General features: G+C 63.4%; 17 protein-coding genes and 1 tRNA gene. 12 read left to right on the plus strand and 6 right to left on the minus strand.

The window, feature by feature from the left end; genetic code table 11:
- The first annotated feature begins 79 nt into the window (after window positions 1-79).
- From E8F20_RS12650 to E8F20_RS12665, 4 genes are all read left to right on the plus strand, one after another.
- A complete protein-coding gene (locus tag E8F20_RS12650) occupies window positions 80-1,351 on the plus strand; it encodes a YeaH/YhbH family protein (protein WP_280284020.1) in 1,272 nt (423 codons plus the stop codon).
- A 13-nt stretch (window positions 1,352-1,364) separates the two neighbouring features.
- Window positions 1,365-2,930, plus strand: a complete 1,566-nt coding sequence (locus E8F20_RS12655; RefSeq protein WP_028631086.1) for a SpoVR family protein — start codon at window positions 1,365-1,367, stop codon at window positions 2,928-2,930.
- A 65-nt stretch (window positions 2,931-2,995) separates the two neighbouring features.
- Window positions 2,996-3,505, plus strand: coding sequence for a DUF4136 domain-containing protein (locus tag E8F20_RS12660; RefSeq protein ID WP_280284021.1), 510 nt, complete (start codon window positions 2,996-2,998; stop codon window positions 3,503-3,505).
- Between the two features lie 32 nt (window positions 3,506-3,537).
- Window positions 3,538-4,770 (plus strand): multifunctional CCA addition/repair protein, encoded by a 1,233-nt coding sequence (locus tag E8F20_RS12665; protein ID WP_280284022.1) that lies wholly within the window; start codon window positions 3,538-3,540, stop codon window positions 4,768-4,770.
- Here E8F20_RS12665 and folK read toward each other — a convergent pair.
- Window positions 4,743-5,285 (minus strand): 2-amino-4-hydroxy-6-hydroxymethyldihydropteridine diphosphokinase, encoded by a 543-nt coding sequence (gene folK / locus E8F20_RS12670; protein WP_280284023.1) that lies wholly within the window; start codon window positions 5,283-5,285, stop codon window positions 4,743-4,745. The two genes, E8F20_RS12665 and folK, sit on opposite strands and share 28 nt — an antisense overlap.
- A complete protein-coding gene (gene folB, locus E8F20_RS12675) occupies window positions 5,276-5,629 on the minus strand; it encodes a dihydroneopterin aldolase (RefSeq protein ID WP_028631090.1) in 354 nt (117 codons plus the stop codon). The genes folK and folB overlap by 10 nt, the downstream gene beginning before the upstream one ends.
- Before the next feature lie 51 nt (window positions 5,630-5,680).
- On the opposite strand from folB, the gene plsY reads away from it, so the two are divergent.
- Window positions 5,681-6,250, plus strand: coding sequence for a glycerol-3-phosphate 1-O-acyltransferase PlsY (gene plsY / locus E8F20_RS12680; RefSeq protein WP_028631091.1), 570 nt, complete (start codon window positions 5,681-5,683; stop codon window positions 6,248-6,250).
- Between the two features lie 31 nt (window positions 6,251-6,281).
- Here plsY and tsaD read toward each other — a convergent pair whose 3' ends face one another.
- Entirely contained in the window at window positions 6,282-7,307 is a 1,026-nt protein-coding gene (gene tsaD / locus E8F20_RS12685; RefSeq protein WP_280284024.1) for a tRNA (adenosine(37)-N6)-threonylcarbamoyltransferase complex transferase subunit TsaD, read from the minus strand.
- A 206-nt stretch (window positions 7,308-7,513) separates the two neighbouring features.
- On the opposite strand from tsaD, the gene rpsU reads away from it, so the two are divergent.
- From rpsU to pfkB, 6 genes are all read left to right on the plus strand, one after another.
- Window positions 7,514-7,729 carry a 30S ribosomal protein S21 gene (gene rpsU, locus E8F20_RS12690; RefSeq protein ID WP_010795989.1) on the plus strand — a complete coding sequence of 72 codons (216 nt, stop codon included), beginning with the start codon at window positions 7,514-7,516 and terminating at the stop codon, window positions 7,727-7,729.
- 189 nt (window positions 7,730-7,918) lie between these two features.
- Window positions 7,919-9,907: a DNA primase gene (gene dnaG / locus E8F20_RS12695; RefSeq protein ID WP_280284025.1), complete on the plus strand. Its 1,989-nt coding sequence runs from the start codon at window positions 7,919-7,921 to the stop codon at window positions 9,905-9,907.
- Window positions 9,908-9,973: 66 nt separating this feature from the next.
- A complete protein-coding gene (gene rpoD, locus E8F20_RS12700; protein WP_280284026.1) occupies window positions 9,974-11,827 on the plus strand; it encodes an RNA polymerase sigma factor RpoD in 1,854 nt (617 codons plus the stop codon).
- 141 nt (window positions 11,828-11,968) lie between these two features.
- Window positions 11,969-15,706 carry an EAL domain-containing protein gene (locus tag E8F20_RS12705; RefSeq protein ID WP_280284027.1) on the plus strand — a complete coding sequence of 1,246 codons (3,738 nt, stop codon included), beginning with the start codon at window positions 11,969-11,971 and terminating at the stop codon, window positions 15,704-15,706.
- 15 nt (window positions 15,707-15,721) lie between these two features.
- Window positions 15,722-15,798, plus strand: a tRNA-Ile gene (locus tag E8F20_RS12710).
- A gap of 99 nt (window positions 15,799-15,897) precedes the next feature.
- The gene (gene pfkB, locus E8F20_RS12715; protein WP_280284028.1) at window positions 15,898-16,851 is read left to right on the plus strand and encodes a 6-phosphofructokinase II; all 954 of its coding nucleotides are present in this window, start codon (window positions 15,898-15,900) and stop codon (window positions 16,849-16,851) included.
- A 54-nt stretch (window positions 16,852-16,905) separates the two neighbouring features.
- Here pfkB and E8F20_RS12720 read toward each other — a convergent pair whose 3' ends face one another.
- Complete coding sequence (locus tag E8F20_RS12720; protein ID WP_280284029.1) at window positions 16,906-17,403, minus strand: DUF1543 domain-containing protein; 498 nt, start codon at window positions 17,401-17,403, stop codon at window positions 16,906-16,908.
- A 379-nt stretch (window positions 17,404-17,782) separates the two neighbouring features.
- Between E8F20_RS12720 and E8F20_RS12725 the strand changes: the two genes are divergently transcribed.
- A complete protein-coding gene (locus E8F20_RS12725; RefSeq protein ID WP_280284030.1) occupies window positions 17,783-18,253 on the plus strand; it encodes a phage antirepressor in 471 nt (156 codons plus the stop codon).
- 194 nt (window positions 18,254-18,447) lie between these two features.
- Here E8F20_RS12725 and E8F20_RS12730 read toward each other — a convergent pair whose 3' ends face one another.
- Both E8F20_RS12730 and E8F20_RS12735 read right to left on the minus strand, forming a co-directional pair.
- Window positions 18,448-19,185 carry an aspartate/glutamate racemase family protein gene (locus E8F20_RS12730; RefSeq protein ID WP_280284031.1) on the minus strand — a complete coding sequence of 246 codons (738 nt, stop codon included), beginning with the start codon at window positions 19,183-19,185 and terminating at the stop codon, window positions 18,448-18,450.
- Between the two features lie 8 nt (window positions 19,186-19,193).
- On the minus strand, window positions 19,194-19,883 hold the full coding sequence (locus E8F20_RS12735) for a GntR family transcriptional regulator (RefSeq protein WP_028631099.1): 690 nt from the start codon (window positions 19,881-19,883) through the stop codon (window positions 19,194-19,196).
- Window positions 19,884-19,917 lie beyond the last annotated feature (34 nt).

Below are 19,917 nucleotides of genomic sequence, written 5' to 3' on the forward strand. Positions count from 1 at the left end.
CCAGGAATACGCTAGCCGGAGGCGCCGTCTCGTACGGCGTCCTCCGCGTCTTGCAGCCTGAAGCTCCCCGGAGGGGTCTATGAGCTATGTCATCGACAGGCGTTTGAACGGCAAGAACAAGAGCACGGTGAACCGCCAGCGGTTCCTGCGGCGCTACCGCGAGCACATCAAGAAGGCCGTGGAGGAGGCCGTGAGCCGCCGTTCCATCACCGACATGGAGCATGGCGAACAGATCAGCATCCCTGGCCGCGACATCGACGAGCCCGTCCTGCACCACGGCCGTGGCGGTCGGCAGACCATCGTCCATCCCGGCAACAAGGAATTCACCACCGGTGATCGCATTCCGCGCCCACAGGGCGGGGGGGGTGGCCGGGGCGGCGGCAAGGCCAGCAATCAGGGCGAAGGCATGGACGACTTCGTCTTCCAGATAACCCAGGAAGAATTCCTCGACTTCATGTTCGAGGACCTCGAATTACCCAACCTGGTCAAACGTCACCTCACCGGTGCCGATACCTTCAAGACCGTGCGCGCCGGCATTAGCAACGAAGGCAATCCTTCGCGCATCAATATCGTCCGCACCCTGCGCTCGGCCCACGCCCGGCGCATCGCCTTGTCCGGCAGCAGCCGCGGCAAACTGAAGGTAGCGAAAGAGGAACTGGAACGCCTGAAGCGCGATGAGCCGGATAACTTCGGCGATATACAGGAACTTGAAGCAGAAATCGCAAAACTTCGCGCCAGGATCGAACGCGTACCCTTCCTCGACACGTTCGACCTCAAGTACAACCTGCTGGTCAAGCAGCCCAATCCCTCCTCCAAGGCAGTGATGTTCTGCCTGATGGACGTCTCCGGCTCCATGACCCAGGCCACCAAGGACATCGCCAAGCGCTTCTTCATCCTCCTGTACCTGTTCCTCAAGCGGAATTACGACAAGATCGAGGTCGTGTTCATCCGCCACCACACCAGCGCCCGCGAGGTCGACGAGGAAGAGTTCTTCTATTCCCGGGAAACCGGCGGCACCATCGTCTCCAGTGCGCTCAAGTTGATGCAGGAGATCATGGCCGAGCGCTACCCCATCAACGAATGGAACATTTATGCCGCCCAGGCCTCGGACGGCGACAACTGGAACGACGATTCACCCATCTGCCGGGATATCCTGATCAAGCAGATCATGCCGTTCGTGCAGTACTACACCTACGTCGAGATCACTCCGCGCGAGCACCAGGCGCTGTGGTACGAGTACGAGCAAGTCTGCGATACGTTCGGCGATACCTTCGCCCAGCAGCAGATCGTCTCGGCGGCGGATATCTACCCGGTGTTCCGCGAGCTGTTCCAACGCAGGCTCGTGACCTGAGGGGAGGCGTGAAATGACTGCCAGCAAGAAGGAACGCAAGCCCATCTCCACGGGGTCGGAATGGACCTTCGACCTGATCCGTACCTATGACCGCGAGATCAGCCGGATCGCCGAGCGCTATGCGCTGGACACCTACCCGAACCAGATCGAAGTGATCAGCGCCGAACAGATGATGGATGCCTACGCCTCTGTCGGCATGCCCATCGGCTACCACCACTGGTCCTACGGCAAGCACTTTCTCGCCACCGAGAAAGGCTATTCGCGCGGCCAGATGGGCCTGGCCTACGAGATCGTGATCAACTCAGATCCCTGCATCGCCTACCTGATGGAGGAGAACACCATCACCATGCAGGCCTTAGTCATCGCTCACGCCTGCTACGGCCACAACAGCTTCTTCAAGGGCAACTACCTGTTCCGCACCTGGACTGACGCCAGTTCCATCATCGACTACCTGGTGTTTGCCAAGCAGTACATCATGCAGTGCGAGGAACGCCATGGCATCGATGCAGTAGAAGATCTGCTGGACTCCTGCCATGCCCTGATGAACTACGGCGTGGACCGCTACAAGCGCCCCTACCCGATCTCCGCCGAGGAAGAACGGCGCCGCCAGAAAGAGCGCGAAGAGCACCTGCAGAAACAGATCAACGACCTCTGGCGCACCATTCCCAAGGGGGCCGGCAAGGGTGGCGAGCGGGACAACCAGCGCTTCCCCGCCGAACCACAGGAAAACATCCTCTACTTCATTGAAAAGCACGCCCCCCTGCTCGAACCCTGGCAGCGGGAAGTGGTGCGCATCGTGCGCAAGATCGCCCAGTACTTCTACCCGCAACGCCAGACTCAGGTGATGAACGAAGGCTGGGCCACCTTCTGGCATTACACCATTCTCAACGATCTGTACGACGAAGGCCTGGTCACCGACGGCTTCATGATGGAGTTCCTGCAGTCGCACACCAGCGTGGTCTACCAGCCGCCTTTCGACAGCCCCTATTACAGCGGCATCAACCCCTATGCCCTGGGCTTTGCCATGTATCGCGACATCCGCCGCATCTGCGAGGAGCCAACGGAGGAAGACAGGTACTGGTTCCCGGACATTGCCGGCAGCGATTGGTTGTCCACGCTCAAGTTCGCCATGAATAGCTTCAAGGACGAGAGCTTCATCCTGCAGTTCCTCTCACCCAAAGTGATTCGCGACTTCAAGCTGTTCAGCATCCTCGACGACGACCAGAAGGACGAATTGCTTGTTCCGGCCATTCATGACGAGCAGGGCTACCGCCTGATCCGCGAAACCCTGGCGGCCCAGTACAACCTGGGCAACCGCGAGCCCAACGTACAGATCTGGAGCGTCGATCGCCGAGGTGACCGCTCGCTCACCCTGCGCCACCAGCAGCACGACCGAAAACCTTTGGGCGAATCCACCGAGGAGGTACTCAAGCACCTGCACCGCCTCTGGGGTTTCGACATTCACCTGGAGACCCGACACGGCGAACAGATTACCGGGAGCCACCACGTTCCCCCAAAGGGGGAACGCACTGAGGACGGGGAATACCCGCGCCTGGACCTGATCATTCCACCCATTTGATCGGTTGACCGCATGCCCGGTGCACGCCGAGCATGCGGCTCACCCTCTATGGGAGCCGCCCTCAGATGCGTCTGTTCCTCGTCCTGCTGCTGTGCCTGGCCCTGGCCACCTGTTCCACCCCCGTGCCCCAGATCCGCATCCTGCAGCCGGCCACTGCCGAACTGGCTGGGCACATCCGCTTTGAACTGGTTTCACCGGAGCACGCAGTAAATGGAGAGCTGCCGTACCAGGAGCGCTATGCCCAGGTTGCACCATTGATCCGCCAGGGCCTGGAAGCACGCGGCTACCGCGCCACCCGCGATGCACAGTTTCGGGTCTACTACTGGCTGGCGGTGAACGACCAGCCGCTGGAATTCAAGGTCGACCCGGCACCACCCAGCCCCCTCGGCCCCTACCAGGCCATCCACCGATTGCGCGATGAAACCGGCACCTTGCGCCTGCGCTTGACCGACACTACCGGCAATGTGCTTTGGGAAGGCTTGGCCAGCACCGGCCTCAGCCCCTCCTGGGACAGCGCCAAACTGCTGGAAAGCGCGGTTCACGCGCTGGTCGAGCAGATCCCTGCGGCCCGTTAGACTGCTATCCTCCGCAGCCACGGAGGCAAGCCATGCAGATATACAAAGTGGGCGGAGCAGTACGCGACCGCCTGTTGGGTCGCACAGTGACCGAGAATGACTGGGTCGTGGTGGGAGCCACCGCCGAGGAAATGCTCGAAAAGGGCTACCGCCCGGTGGGCACCGACTTCCCGGTGTTCCTCCACCCGGAGACCGGCGAGGAATATGCACTGGCGCGAACCGAGCGCAAGAGCGGACGCGGCTACGGCGGATTCACCTTCCATGCCAGCCCGGACGTGACGCTCGAGCAAGACCTGATCCGCCGCGACCTTACGGTCAATGCCATGGCCGAGGATGACCACGGGCACCTGATCGACCCCTACGGCGGCCAGGAAGACCTGAAAGCCCGGCTACTACGCCACGTATCCCCGGCATTCGCCGAAGACCCCCTGCGCGTGTTGCGGGTGGCGCGCTTCGCAGCACGCTATGCGCCGCTGGGCTTCACAGTTGCCAAGGAAACCCTCGCGCTAATGCAACAGATCGCCGAGTCCGGCGAACTGGACGCACTGACGCCGGAGCGTAGCTGGAAGGAAATCTCCCGCGCCCTGATGGAGCCGCGTCCGGATGTGTTCATTCAGGTGCTGCGCGACAGCGGCGCCCTCGCAGCCTGGTTGCCGGAAGTGGACCGTCTGTTCGGCGTTCCGCAGCCGGAAAAGCACCATCCCGAGGTGGACTCCGGCGTGCATGTACTGGCCGTGTTGCGCCAGTGCGCCGAGCACGACCAACCGCTGACGGTGCGCTGGGCCAGCCTGCTGCATGACCTGGGCAAGGGGCTTACTCCGGAAGAGGAGTGGCCACAGCACATCGCCCACGAAACGCGTGGACTGAAGTTGATCCGGACGGTGAACGAGCGCTGCAAGGCACCTCGTGGCTGTCAGGAACTGGCGCTGCTGGTGGGCGAATATCACACCCATGCCCATCGCGCCCTGGAACTGCGCGCCTCGACCTTGTTTGAACTGCTACAGAGCTTCGACGTCTATCGCCGGCCGCAACGTTTCGAAGAGTTCGTTGCTGCCAGCGAAATGGATGCCCGCGGCAGGACCGGTCTCGAACGGCGTGACTATCCCCAGGCTGCCTATCTCCTGGGCGCAGCCGCAGTCGCCCGCGGCGTGGCAGTGCAGCCGCTGCTGGCGAAGGGACTCAAAGGCGCAGAGTTGGGTGAAGCGCTCAAGGGCGAACGCCTCAAAGCGCTCAAGGCTTACAAAGAAAGTCGCGGAAAAGCCTGAATCAGGTCTGGCGGCGTCAACTCGACGCCGCCCCAGGAGAAGGACGCAGGCCAGAGCGCCTGTTGGATGGCGGCGTTTTCCCAGAGTTCAGCGAAGGTGCGGTTCTCAGCCGGGTGTCTTACCTCAGGCGCCAGCAGCGCCAGGGGCCAGAGCACAAAGGCATTCTTCAACACCTCGGGGCGCGGCAGGACCAGGCCATCGAAGTTGCCCACGCGGTCGCCATAGAGCAACACGTCGATATCCAGCGGCAGGCCCTTTCGGCCCGGTGCATACCGACCGTTGTCGGCCTCGATTTCCTTCAGCCGGCGATCCAGCTCGTGCAAGGACAACTCGGTGCGGGCGGCCACTACGAAATTGAAGAAATTCCCGCTCTTGATACCCACGGGAAGACTCTCGAACACCGGCGAACAACGGATGTCCTGCAGGAAGCCACCCAAGGCCTCGAGCCCAGCCGTCAGGTTGCGCTCGCGCTCGATGTTACTGCCGAGGCCAAGGTAGATAGGGGTCAGCGACATCCGCGCTCGATCTCCACGCCAACGCTGCTGGCCGCCGGTACGGCGCCAGGCTTGTGCAATTTCAGACGGACCCACGGGATGTTGAACTCGGTCATCAACACGGCAACCAGCCGCTCGGCGAACGTCTCCACCAACAGGAACTGCGCTTCGGCGGCGAAGGCCTGGATGCGCTGGGACACAGCCGCGTAATCGAGCGCCTTGTCCAGATCATCGCCCTCGGCGGCGGGGCGATTGTCCCAGCCCAGTTGCAGATCCAGGCGCAGGCACTGGCGAATACTGCGTTCCCAGTCATAGGCACCGATTACGGTGTCGACCTCCAGACCCTCGATGAAAACCGTGTCCACGTCAGTGCTGCCCCGCTAGAATCGGGACTTCCTCGCCCCGGAATGGATACCATGTTTTGGCTGCTGGCGACTCTCGCCTACCTGCTCGGATCGTTGTCCTTCGCCATTCTGCTCAGCCGTGTGTTCGGCACGGGCGACCCACGTGCCCAGGGCTCCGGCAACCCTGGCGCCACCAACATGCTGCGGGTGGCTGGAAAGAAGCTGGCGATCCTGACCCTGCTCGGCGACCTGCTCAAGGGACTGCTGCCCGTATTGGTCGCCCATCTCTGCGGCCTCGAAGTCCAGCAGCAGGCCTGGGTTGGCCTTGCCGCAGTGCTCGGGCACCTCTATCCCCTGTACTTCCGCTTCCGAGGCGGCAAGGGCGTCGCCACCGCCGCCGGCATGCTGCTGGGGCTATACCCCCCGGCCGCACTGCTGGCTGTTTGTGTCTGGCTGCTGACCTTCCATCTGACTCGTACCAGCTCGCTGGCGGCGCTGATCGCTACGCCGCTGACCCTGCCATTACTGGCCTGGCAGCAACCCGGTGCGCTCTTGCCAATGACGGTACTGACCGGACTCATCGTCTGGCGCCATCGCGGCAATCTACGCGACCTTTTTGCCGGACGCGAACGGCATTTCTGAACACCTTGAGCGAAAACGACTCAAGCCGCCATCAGATCGCGGGAAGCTGTTCCATCGGCCAACGTGCCTGAACCGCAATTGCGGGACCGTCATGCTGTCCCGCCAGCAGTCGCTGGCATCCGGCGTAGGCAATCATCGCGCCGTTGTCGGTGCAAAAGCGCGGCCGCGCGTAGAACACATCGCCCTTGAGATCACCCAGCATCTTGCCCAGGGACTGGCGCAGCGATTGGTTGGCGCTGACACCGCCCGCGATCACCAGGCGATTCAGGCCGGTCTGCTTGAGAGCACGCTTGCACTTGATGGTGAGAGTCTCCACCACCGCCTGCTCGAAGGCCAGAGCGATGTCGCAACGGGTTTGCTCGCCGTCGTCCCCAGCATCGCGGCACTGCTGCCAGGTGTTGAGAGCGAAGGTTTTGAGGCCACTGAAGCTGAAATCCAGGCCAGGGCGATCAGTCATCGGACGGGGAAAGGTGAAACGACCCGGCGTACCGCTCAGGGCCAGGCGGGCGATCTCCGGGCCACCGGGGTAACCGAGGCCGATCAGCTTCGCGGTCTTGTCGAAGGCCTCGCCAGCAGCGTCATCCACCGATTCGCCGAGCAGTTGGTAACGACCAATGCCGTCTACCCGGACCAGTTGGGTATGACCACCGGAAACCAACAACGCGACGAACGGAAACGCCGGCGGCTGCTCTTCCAGCATGGGCGCCAGCAGGTGGCCTTCCATGTGGTGCACGCCGAGCGCTGGCACGCCCCAGGCAAAGGCCAGCGCCTGGGCGCAGGACGCGCCCACCAGCAGCGCGCCCACCAGGCCGGGGCCGGCGGTGTAGGCGATGCCGTCTATATCCTCGGGTTTGCGCCCGGCCTGCTCCAGCACCTCGCGCAGCAACGGCAGCATGCGCTTGACGTGGTCGCGGGAGGCCAGCTCGGGGACAACGCCGCCGTAGACCCGATGCAGGTCAATCTGACTGAACAGCGCGTCGGCTAGCAGGCCGCGCTCACTGTCGTATAGAGCGACGCCGGTTTCGTCGCAGGAGGTTTCCAACCCCAGCACTAGCATGGGTACGAGCCCTTCTGGCCTGGCAAAAGAAGAAGGCGCGAATCATAATCGTCGCCCCCTGTGCCGACCAGCGGTTTTCGACTGAAGGCTTTGCATTCCGAGCCTTGAGGCGTTAATATCCGCAGCCCTTGAAATCCGACGCGCCACCGAGCCTGCTTTTGCCGGAATGCGTCGACCATTCGGTAATTGATGAAGGTACGACCTGGATGCCAGCCGTCAAAGTTAAAGAGAACGAACCCTTCGACGTAGCCCTGCGTCGTTTCAAGCGCTCCTGCGAGAAAGCCGGCGTACTGGCTGAAGTCCGTAGCCGTGAGTTCTACGAGAAGCCCACTTCCGAGCGCAAGCGCAAAGCCGCAGCAGCGGTCAAGCGTCATGCCAAGAAAGTGCAGCGCGAGCAGCGCCGCCGCGAGCGCCTGTACTGAGTTAACAGGCACCGCCGCACGCTCAAGCTTCGCCCGGCCCCGGCCGGGCGAGTGCATCCTGAGCACACAAGAAACTCCGCTTCGCCCCGGCGACTAGCGGAGTTTTTTGCTTTCCAGCGCTCACCTCCCGCCTGTCGTCACCGACCTGGCGCGAGTATGCTTTGAACCTTCCCGCGCCCCGAGCACCCTATGGCTGGCCTGATCCCCCAAGGCTTCATCGACGACCTGCTGAACCGCACCGACATAGTCGAAGTGATCGGCGCGCGCGTGCAGCTGAAAAAGGCCGGCAAGAACTACACCGCTCGCTGCCCCTTCCATAACGAGAAGACGCCGTCGTTCAGCGTCAGCCCGGACAAGCAGTTCTATTACTGCTTCGGCTGCGGCGCTGGCGGCAATGCCCTTGGCTTCGTCATGGACCACGACCACCTGGACTTCCCCCAAGCGGTCGAGGATCTGGCCAAGCGAGCCGGCCTGGAAGTCCCGCGGGAAGAAGGCGGCCGCAGCAGCGCCCACCGCCAGCCGACCGACTCCCCGCTCTATGCCCTGCTCACCGCCGCGTCGGACTACTACCGCCACGCACTGAAGCAGCATCCGACGCGCAAAGCTGCGGTCGAATACCTGAAAGGTCGCGGACTGACCGGCGAAATCGCCCGTGACTTCGCCCTGGGCTTCTCCCCGCCGGGCTGGGACAACCTGCTCAAACATATGGGCGGCGACAGCCTGCAACAGAAGCATATGATCGACGCGGGCCTGCTGATCGAGAACGCCGAGACCGGCAAGCGCTACGACCGCTTTCGCGACCGAGTGATGTTCCCGATCCGCGACAGCCGCGGACGCATCATCGCCTTCGGTGGCCGCGTACTGGGCGACGACAAACCCAAGTACCTCAACTCCCCGGAGACCCCGGTATTCCACAAGGGCCAGGAACTCTACGGGCTGTTTGAGGCACGCAAACACAATCGCAATCTCGACGAAATCATGGTCGTCGAAGGCTACATGGACGTCATAGCCCTCGCCCAACAAGGCCTGCGCAATGCCGTCGCCACCCTGGGCACCGCCACCAGTGAAGAGCACATCCGTCGCCTGTTCCGACTGGTACCGAGCATCCTCTTCTGCTTCGACGGCGACCAAGCCGGACGCAAGGCTGCCTGGCGCGCCCTGGAAGCCACGCTCCCAAGCCTCGAAGACGGCCGCCGTGCGCGCTTCCTCTTCCTACCTGAAGGCGAGGACCCGGACAGCCTGGTTCGCAAGGAAGGCACCGACGCCTTCCGCGCGCGCATCACCCAGCATGCGCAACCCCTGGCCGACTATTTCTTCCAGCAATTGACCCAGGAAGCCGACCCCTCATCCCTGGAAGGCAAGGCCCACCTGGCCACCCTGGCGGCGCCTCTGATCGAGCGCGTTCCCGGCGCCAACCTGAAAGTCCTGATGCGCCAACGCCTTGCCGAAATTACCGGCCTCAATGGCGATGCCCTCAGCCAGTTCGCCCGCAGCGCACCGGTCAGCAGCGAGAGCCACGAATATTCGGACGACGCCTACTACGAATCCTTCTCCGGCTACGGCGACCAGCAGTACGAGCCTGAGCCCGCGCACTACTTCGAGCAGCCAGCCGCGCAGCAGGGCAACTGGCAGAAAGACGAGCGGCGCAAAGAGAGCTGGAAAAAGGACGACTGGAAAAAAGACGGCAAGAAGTGGAACAAGCAAGGCCGCGATGACTTCAAGCGTCCGCCACGCACCGAAGTCAAGGTGGAGTCCCCCACCCTCACCGCACTACGCACCCTGCTGCACCATCCGTCGCTTGCACAGAAAGTCGAGGATGCCAGCCATTTCGCCGCAGAAGACGACACGTACGCCCAGCTCATGGTGGCACTGGTAGAGGCCGTGCAAAAGAACCCGAAACTGCGCTCACTGCAGCTGATCGCCCGCTGGCATGGCACTGATCAGGGCCGGCTGTTACGGGCCCTGGCGGAAAAGGAATGGCTGATTTCCGACGACAACCTTGAACAACAGTTTTTCGACACTATAACTAGGTTGTCGGCACGCCAGCGGGAACGCCGCCTGGAGAATCTGCTGCGCAAAGCGCGGCAAAGTGAACTCAGCGCAGAGGAAAAAGTTCAGCTGCGCGACCTACTCAGCCGCAACACGTCTTCCCTGACTCCGACCTCAACTGGCGCGTAAGGCCCAGGATCAGGTATAATCCTCGGCTTGTTTTTAGCCCGCCAAGACCTAAGTGGATAGGGTGCTATGTCCGGAAAAGCGCAACAGCAGTCTCGCCTCAAAGAGTTGATCGCCCGCGGTCGTGAGCAGGGATACCTGACTTACGCGGAGGTCAACGACCACCTGCCGGAGGATATTTCCGATCCGGAACAGGTGGAAGACATCATCCGCATGATCAACGACATGGGGATCAACGTATTCGAGAGTGCCCCGGATGCGGACGCCCTATTGCTGGCCGAAGCCGACACCGACGAAGCCGCAGCAGAGGAAGCCGCTGCCGCCCTGGCCGCAGTGGAGACCGATATCGGTCGCACCACCGACCCAGTGCGCATGTACATGCGTGAAATGGGCACCGTGGAACTGCTGACTCGCGAAGGCGAAATCGAAATCGCCAAACGCATCGAGGAAGGCATCCGCGAGGTGATGAGTGCCATCGCCCACTTCCCCGGTGCCGTCGACGGCATTCTCGCCGAATACCAGCGCGTCACCACCGAAGGTGGCCGCCTGTCCGACGTTCTCAGCGGCTACATCGACCCGGATGACGGCACCGTGCCAGCTGAAGAAGTCGAGCCTGTCGAGCTTAAATCCGATACCGCCGCGGCCAAGGACAAGGACGAAGACGAAGAGGAAGAAGGCGAAAGCGACGACGCCGAAGAAGAAGGCGACGGCGGTCCTGACCCGGAAGAGGCCCTGCGCCGCTTCACAGCGGTCTCCGACCAGCTCGACAAGGCCAAGAAGGCCCTGAAGAAGCATGGCCGCAGCAGCAAACAGGCTGTGGAAGAGCTGCTGGCCCTGGCCGAGCTGTTCATGCCGATCAAGCTGGTGCCGAAGCAGTTCGACGCCCTGGTGGAAAAAGTCCGCAGCGCCCTGGACCGTGTCCGCGCTCAGGAACGCGCCATCATGCAGCTCTGCGTACGTGATGCCCGCATGCCGCGTGCCGACTTCCTGCGCCTGTTCCCGGGCAACGAAGTCGACCTCGACTGGGCCGACGGCCTGGCCAAGGGCAAGGCCAAGTACGCCGAAGCCATCGGCAAGCTGGTTGGCGACATCAAGCGCAACCAGCAGAAGCTGGTGGATCTTGAGCAGGAAGTCGAACTGACTGTCAACGAGATCAAGGACGTCAACCGCCGCATGTCCATCGGTGAAGCCAAGGCTCGCCGGGCGAAGAAAGAGATGGTTGAGGCCAACCTGCGTCTCGTGATCTCCATCGCCAAGAAGTACACCAACCGCGGTCTGCAATTCCTCGACCTGATCCAGGAAGGCAACATCGGCCTGATGAAGGCGGTGGACAAGTTCGAATACCGTCGCGGCTACAAGTTCTCGACCTACGCTACCTGGTGGATCCGCCAGGCGATCACTCGCTCGATCGCCGACCAGGCGCGCACCATCCGTATTCCGGTGCACATGATCGAGACCATCAACAAGCTCAACCGCATCTCCCGTCAGATGCTGCAGGAAATGGGCCGCGAACCCACTCCGGAAGAGCTTGGCGAGCGCATGGAGATGCCTGAGGACAAGATCCGCAAGGTTCTTAAGATCGCCAAAGAGCCGATCTCCATGGAAACCCCGATCGGCGACGATGAAGACTCGCACCTGGGTGACTTCATCGAGGACAGCACCATGCAGTCCCCGATCGACGTGGCCACGGTGGAAAGCCTCAAGGAAGCCACTCGCGAAGTCCTGGCAGGCCTCACCGCCCGCGAAGCCAAGGTCCTGCGTATGCGCTTCGGCATCGACATGAACACCGACCACACCCTCGAGGAAGTCGGCAAGCAGTTCGATGTAACCCGCGAGCGTATCCGCCAGATCGAAGCCAAGGCGCTGCGCAAGCTGCGTCACCCGTCGCGAAGCGAGCACCTGCGCTCGTTCCTGGACGAGTAAGCGATACAAAGAACCCCCGGCCAGTCCGGGGGTTTTCTTTTGTGCCTCAGCAAGGCCGCAGCCGCGTGCTTTTCTCTTCCAGGCGACAGGCGGCCACGTCTACACTTCGGTCTGACATCCCTACCAGGAACGAGGCCGCCAATGGCGCGAGCGCGGGCCCTACTGATGCTCTGGCTGGCACTCTGGACCTTCCCGGCCGGCGCCCTGACGCTCACCCCGGAAGAACGGGCCTGGCTCGACAATCACGGCGAGCTGCGCCTCGGCATCGACACCTCCTGGCCACCCTTCGAATTTCGCGACGCCCAAGGTACCCACCAGGGCCTGGCCGCTGACTACATCGACCAGGTCCGCCGCCGCCTCGGCGTGAAACTCACAGCCGTCGAACCCAGCAGCTGGACCGAAGTGCTGCAACGCGCCCGCGACGGCGACCTCGACCTGCTGCCCGGCATCATGTCCACCCCGGAGCGCCAGAAGTACCTGAACTTCACGCGCCCCTACCTCGACTTCCCCATCGTCATCCTGTCCCAAAGCCGAGGCCCACAGTCGTCCAGTATCGACGACCTCTACGGCCTGCGCGTCGGCGTGGTAGCCGACTACGCCCCCCACGAGCTGCTGCGCAACCAGCACCCCGACCTGAGCCTGCAGGCCTATCCCTCTGTCGCCGCGGCCCTCCAGGCCCTGGCCACCGGACAGGTAGACGCCTTCGTCGGCGACCTCGCCTCCAGCGTCTGGAGCCAGCGCCAACTCAAGCTCGACGGCATCAGCATCAGCGGCGAAACGCCCTACCGCTACCAGCTGGCCATGGCGACGCCGAAGAACCACCCAATGCTGGCCAGCATCCTCGACAAAGTCTTCGCCGAGATCACCCCCGAAGAAGCAGCCGCCATCCAGGAACGCTGGGTGGGCGGCGCCCTCTACCGAAAGCCTGACTGGGGCCGAATCCTGCTCTACGGCCTGCCGGCCCTGCTGTTACTGGCTGGCGTGCTGGCCTTCGTCCTGCGCGTCAACCGCCGGCTCAGCAACGAAATGGCCAGCCGCGCCGCCCTGCAGGACGAACTGCGCAGCAGTGAGCAGCACTACCGCGGCCTGGTGGAAAGCCTGAACGCCATCGCCTGGGAAATGCGCGTCGACGACTACTGCTACACCTACGTCTCCCCGCATGCCGAGCGTTTGCTCGGCTACCCCCTGAGCGACTGGCTGGAGCCAGGCTTCTGGCGCCGCACCCTGCATCCCGACGATACAGCCTGGGCCAATGCCTTCTGTGAAGCGGAAACCATCGCCGGCCGGGACCACAGCCTCGACTACCGCATGATTGCCGCCGACGGCCGGGTGCTCTGGGTGCGGGACATCATCACCCTCATCCCCCACGGTGAGACCCAGATGATGCGCGGCCTGATGATCGACATCACCGAGGCCAAGCACACCGAGCACGCCCTGCGCCTGTCCGAACAGAAGTTCGCCTCGGTGTTCCACAACTGCCCGGACATCATCGTTATCGCCCGCCGCACCGACGGCAGCCTGCTGGCCATCAACCACACCTTCGAGCAGCAGATTGGCCTCAAGGCCAGCGAAGCCCTTGGCCGCACCGCCACCGAACTCGACATCTGGGGTATTCCCGGCATCGGGCCGAAACTCCTGCAGCGCCTGCAACAGGGCAATCCGCTGCACAACCTGGAAATGCCCTTCCGCCGCGCCAATGGCGAAACCTTCATCGGCCTGATCTCCGCCCAGACCATCGATCTGGACGACACGCCCGCCCTGGTGGTGGTGGTCCGCGACATCACCCAGCTCAAGGAAACCCAGCAACTGCTGCAGGTCTCCGAAGAAAAGTTCGCCAGCGCCTTCCACGCCTCCCCGGATGGCCTGCTCATCACCCGCATCAGCGACGGACTGCTGCTGGAGGCCAACGACGGTTTCAGCCGCATCACCGGCTACAGCCAGCCTGAAGTCGCTGAGCGCTCCACCCTTGAACTCGGCCTATGGGCCAATCCGGCGGATCGTCAGCACATGATCCAGCTCATCCGCGACCAGGGCAGCCTGCACCACTTCACTGCAGCCATCCACACCAAGAGCGGCCAGGTACGCATTTGCGAGCTCTCCGCCCAGCCGATCCCCATCGGCGGCGAACCCTGCTTGCTGACCATCGCTCGCGACGTGACCGAGCGCCAGCAGATGCAGGAAAAACTGCTGCAGGCCGCCACCGTCTTCGAAAGCACCGCCGAAGGCGTGATGATCACCGACACCGAACAACGCATTACCGCCGTCAACCGGGCCTTCAGCGAAATCACCGGCTACAGCGAAAGCGAGGCACTCGGCCATTCACCGCGCCTGCTCGCGTCCGGCCAACATGACAGCGCCTTCTACGCCGCCATGTGGCACCAGCTGGAACGTGAAGGGCACTGGCAGGGCGAAATCTGGAATCGCCGCAAGAACGGCGAGCCCTACCCCGAATGGCTCACCATCAGTGCCGTGCGCGACCGCTACCGCCAAGTCACACACTACGTCGGCGTATTCGCCGACATCTCACCGCTCAAGCACGCCCAAGCGCGGCTCGACTACCAGGCCCACCACGACCCACTCACCGGCCTGCCCAACCGCCTGCTCTTCGAAAGCCGCCTGCAACTGGCCCTGGTCGACGCCGCCAACGACAACCACCACGGCGCCGTCCTGTTCATCGACCTGGACCGCTTCAAGCACATCAACGACAGCCTCGGCCACCCAGTGGGTGACCTGCTGCTCAAAGGCATCGCCGCCCGCCTGCGCGAACAACTGCGCGATGTCGACACCGTCGCGCGCCTCGGCGGCGACGAATTCATCATCCTGCTACCCGGCCTGCACAGCGCCAACGACGCACAATCCGTCGCCACCAAACTGCTGACTTGCTTCGAAGCCCCCGTCCCCGCCGGCCAGCACGAATTCTTCATGAGCGCCAGCATCGGCATCAGCCTGTTCCCGGAACATGGCCTGGACGTCGCCACCCTGGTGAAGAACGCCGACGCCGCCATGTACCGGGCCAAGGCCCGAGGTCGCAACCGCATCGAGTTCTACACCCACGACCTGACCAGCCAGGCCACCGAACGCATGGCCCTGGAAACCGAACTGCGCCGAGCCCTGGAGCGCAACCAACTATCGCTCGCCTACCAACCCAAGTTCAGCCTGCAATATCAAACCCTGGTGGGCGCCGAAGCCTTGGTGCGCTGGAACCACCCACAGTTCGGCGAAATCCCACCGGAGCGCTTCATCCCCCTCGCGGAAGAAAGCGGACTCATCCTCCCGCTTGGTGACTGGGTACTGGAACACGCCTGTCGGCAAATGCAGCACTGGCAGGAACGCCATGTCCCCTTCGGCCCACTCTCGATCAACCTCGCCGGCGCGCAACTGCGCCAGCCGCAGCTGGTGGAACGCCTGCAACGGCTCATCCAGACCCTCGGCCTCGAGCCGCAACGGCTGCAACTGGAAATCACCGAAAGCTTCATCATGAGCCAGGCCGAAGAAGCCCTCAGCGTGCTGCACAACCTCAAGGCCCTCGGCGTGCAACTGGCCATCGACGACTTCGGCACCGGCTACTCCTCCCTGAGCTACCTCAAGCGCCTGCCGCTGGACGTGCTGAAAATCGACAAGTCCTTCGTCCGCGGCCTACCCGACGACCCCAACGACGCCGCCATCAGCCGCGCCATCATCGCCCTCGGCCGCAGCATGCAACTCACCGTCATCGCCGAAGGGGTCGAAACCAAAGCCCAGGAACACTTCCTCGCCGCCGAAGGATGCGAACAAATTCAAGGATTTATCGTCAGCGCCGCGCTGCCGGCCGAGACCTTCGCCCGCAAATTCCTCAACCCCCTCCCCGCGATTGGCGCCCAGCAAAAGGCGCCTGTATAATCCGCCGGCCTTCTGGGGCCTATAGCTCAGTCGGTTAGAGCAGAGGACTCATAATCCTTTGGTCCACGGTTCGAGTCCGTGTGGGCCCACCAAATCAAAAGCCGCGCAATGCGCGGCTTTTGCGTTTCCGCCCCCTGCCATCACCTACGCTGAACCCATAGGCTGTAGTCCGGCAGTTGGAGTCGTTCGGCATGATCGCCCACCGTATCGTCACGATCACACTCAACCCGGCGCTGGATCTGGCGACCGGGGTGCCGCGTCTGTGTCCCAATGACAAGCTGCGTTGCAGCGCGCCGGTTTATGCGCCGGGGGGTGGTGGGATCAATGTGGCGCGGGCATTGCGGCGGCTGGGTGGGGAGGCGTTGGCGTTGTTTCCGGTCGGGGGCTCTACGGGGGAGCATCTGGTGGAGCTGCTGGAGGCCGAGTGCGTGGCCTGCGAGGTGGTGCCGGTGGACGGCTGGACCCGTGAGTGCATCAACCTGACCAATCAGGCCGACGGCCAGCAGTACCGCTTTGTCTTGCCGGGCAGCCCGCTCAGCGACGCGGAGCAGGCAAGCCTGTTGGCTGCGTTGGAGGCGCTGCCGGTGCCGGAGTTTTTGGTGATCAGCGGGAGCCTGCCGGAAGGTCTGCCCGCGGGTTTTCTCGCGCGCCTGCTGCGAAGCGCCCAGCAACGCGGCAGCCGTTGTGTGGTGGACAGTTCCGGCAGCGCGCTGCGGGAGGCGCTGGACTGTGGCGGTCTTGCCTTGATCAAGCCGAATCTGGAGGAGTTGGCGGCGCTGGTCGGCCACCCGATCGCCGGCCCGGAGCAGCTCGCCCGTGTGGCGTGGGACCTGTTGGCCGAGGGGCGCAGCGAGGCGGTGCTGGTGTCGCTGGGGCCACAGGGTGCCTTGCTGGTGACGCCGCATGTTTGCGAACGCATTCCCGCGCCCACGGTGCCCCGGCGCAGTACCGTGGGCGCTGGCGATAGCCTGGTGGCGGCCATGGTGTTGAAGCTCGCAGCCGGCGCGGACTGGCGTGAAGCGGCGCGCTACGGCGTGGCGGCCGGAACGGCGGCGATCATGGTCGAAGGCAGCGAGTTGTGCCGGCGCGAGGATGCGGAGCGCCTGTACGGCTGGCTGAACGGGACGCCCGCACCCTCGGCATGAGCGCGGCGCAACGGCCTGCAGCAGCCGTTGAGCCGATTAGCGCAGTTATTCGGCTCACCCCAGCACGATGTAGTCATTCCCCGAGCGAACACCACGGTGTTCCCCAGGCACCAGGTGCACATAGCGCCCGGCCACGCAGTCCAGCGGGATGCAGTCGTCCACGTCGTGCAGGTTGTCGGTGTGGGGTTTGTCCCAGTTCAGTTCGGCGAGCTGGCGTTTGCCCTTAGCCTTGGCTTCGGCCTTGTCGTGGGCGACTACCAGGAGGTAGCGGTGGTCTTCGCCGAAGGTGCCGGTTTCGTAGCCGCCGAGGTTGATGAAGTACAGCCGCGGCTCGCCGGCAGCGGGGGCGAGGTCGCTGAAGGTCACGCGGTAGCCTTCCACGCCATCCACGGCCACCCAGGAGTCGATGTGCATACCCGCCGGGCTGCCGAACCAGCCTTCGCGCAGCTGTGGATAGGTGTCTTCAAGGCGGTCCGCCACGGCGAAAACCACGTCATGCACTTCGATCTTCGCGCGGGGGTGTCGGCCGCCCAGCATCACCACGTACAGCATGTCTTGCTCCTTGGTCGGGGGCGGGAATCCTAGCATCGGAACTGGGCGAATCGATGCCCCGGCTCTTCCGAGAATTCCTACCCGACCTGGTCATTGCCGGCCTACAAGGCCGATCTGTAGCGTCTCCCACCGTCATGCCCTTGGGCGTGGCCGGGAGTGGAATCCCGTAACTTGTAGATCTTCGCAATACCGCCATAAGCAGAGTCAGCGAATGGAAGTCTTGTTCGTTGATCCTGGCCATCTATGGCGGACCGTGCGAGGGGGGCGCTTGCCCACCGGTATTGGTCTACAAGCCGGGATTCCACACCTCGCACGGTCCGCCACCCTCATACAGCAAGGATCAGGTGGCGGCTCCCCGATACCAGGAAGGAGTCTGCTCATGTCTCACGACTATTTCGTACCCACCGTTTTCCATCGCTATCGCCGCCCGTTGCGCGCCCTGCTGATCGATGATCAGGCCTGGGTGGTGGCACGCGACCTCGGCGCCCTGACCAACTGCCATTTCAACGAACGCCTCGCCGAGAAACTCGACCGCGACCAGTGGCGCATGGAAACCCTGCAGAAGCCCAAGGGCGATTTCGAGCAGCAGTTGCTGATCAGCGAAAGCGCGGTGTGCGAGGTGCTGAGGACGAACTACTACCACCCGGAAAACCGCAGCCTGCGGCAATGGTTCACCGGTGAAGTGGTGCCCGCCTTGCGCTCGGCCGCCCACCCGCACCTGCCCCGCCATCGCCGGGTGGAGTGGCAGGGCAAGGAGTACAGCCTGATGGAGTGGCAGGGCCGCAGCTGGGTGCGGGTAACGGATGTGGCGGAGTGGTTCGAGGGGCAGGGCCTCGCCCCGGCGACCTGACCCTGTGGAGGCGAATTCATTCGCTATGTCTGCGTTAGCTGTTGCGAGAGATTAACCATCGGGCCAAGAGCCTTGTAGGAGCTGGCTTGCCAGCGAATGGCCCCGCTTCGCTGGCAAGCCAGCTCCTACAGGCAGGTCTTCGACCTGTTTGGCGAATGAATCCCCCCTACAAGGTTTCACCACCGGGCGGGCAATCATGCGCCGACGGCGAACCCCCGCAGGAATCCGGCATAGGGCTTGGGCAGAGGGAAGTCGAGGTCGCCGCGCTTGCTGGTGGAGAGGCGCAGTTCGCCGAGCATTTCCACCATCTTCAACGCGGCGCTGACGCCGTCGATCACCGGCACGCCCAGTTCTTCCTGTAACCCTTGCGCCAGGTGGCTCATGCCGGCGCAGCCGAGGACGATGGCGCCGGATTCATCGCGCGCCAGCGCGTCGAGGCAGGCCGCGCGCATTAGGCGGAACAGCCCGTCCGGGTCCTGGTCCAGCGCCAGCACCGGGATTTCCACGGCGTGGATGCCCCGGCAGTGCTGGTGGAAGCCATAGCGTTCCACCAGGTGGCGGGCGATAACTTTGGTGCGGCCCAGGGTGGTGACGACGCTGAAGCCTGTCGCCACCCAGGTGGCCAGGTGCATGGCGGCTTCGGCAATGCCGATGACCGGGAAGCGTGCGATCTCCCGCGCCGCCAGCAGGCCCGGATCGCCAAAGCAGGCAATCACATGCCCTTCGGCACCGTCCCGCTCGCCATCGCGGATGGCCTGAAGCAACCCGGGCACGCAGAGCGCTTCGTCGTAGTGGCCTTCGATGGAGGCCGGGCCGGCGCTGTTGGTCACCGCCAGCAACTGGTTGGCGGGGCGCAGCAGGTGACGGGCGGCTTCGGCCAGGCTGGCAGTCATGGCGACGCTGGTGTTCGGGTTGATCAGCTGGATTTTCATGGCCGAGGTCAGGTCTCGATCAGGTGTTTCAGCGGGTGGTAGTTGGCCTTGAGCTTGCCGGCGGACTCGACGATGGCGGTTTCGATGGCCGCCAGGTGGAAGCAGGTCAGCTCGATGGCGGCGTTCTGGTTGCCGGCCTCGATGAACTCGATCAGGCGCAGGTGCTCGTCGTCGCGGCAGGCGTCGTGGCGTTCGTCGTCCAGGGCGGCGGCGTAGAGCGATGCGCGCGAGATCAGCTTGCGGAACCAGTCCAGCAGCACCGGGTTGTTCAGCGCCTCGGCGAGCTTGATGTGGAACTCGCCCAGCAAGTGGATCAGCCGCTCGTGGTCGTGGCGGCGCCGGGCCTCTTCTTCCAGCAGCAAGTGCTCGCGCAGGTCCTGCATGGCCGCGCTGTCCCGCCGCCGGCAGAGCTCGGTGACGATGCCGATTTCGATCAGCCGTCGGGTTTCGAATAACGAGCGGATTTCTTCATCGCTGGGCAGCGACACCCAGCAGCCCTTGTTCGGTTCGGACGAGACCAGGCCGTCTGCCTCCAGTTGCTTCAACGCCGCACGCACCGAGGTGCGGCTCACGTTGAAAAGCTCCGCCAGGGAGGCCTCTCCCAGCTTCATACCTGGCCGCAGTGAGCGGTTGCTGATGGCCTGGTAGACCCCCTGGTAGACGCGGTCGACCGTGGTTTCCAGCTTCTTGTCTGCCATTCGTGACTCCGTAAATGCGTTCGCAACCTAGGCC

The sequence above is a fragment of the Pseudomonas sp. BN415 genome (assembly GCF_029871195.1).
Classification (GTDB): Bacteria; Pseudomonadota; Gammaproteobacteria; order Pseudomonadales; family Pseudomonadaceae; genus Metapseudomonas; species Metapseudomonas resinovorans.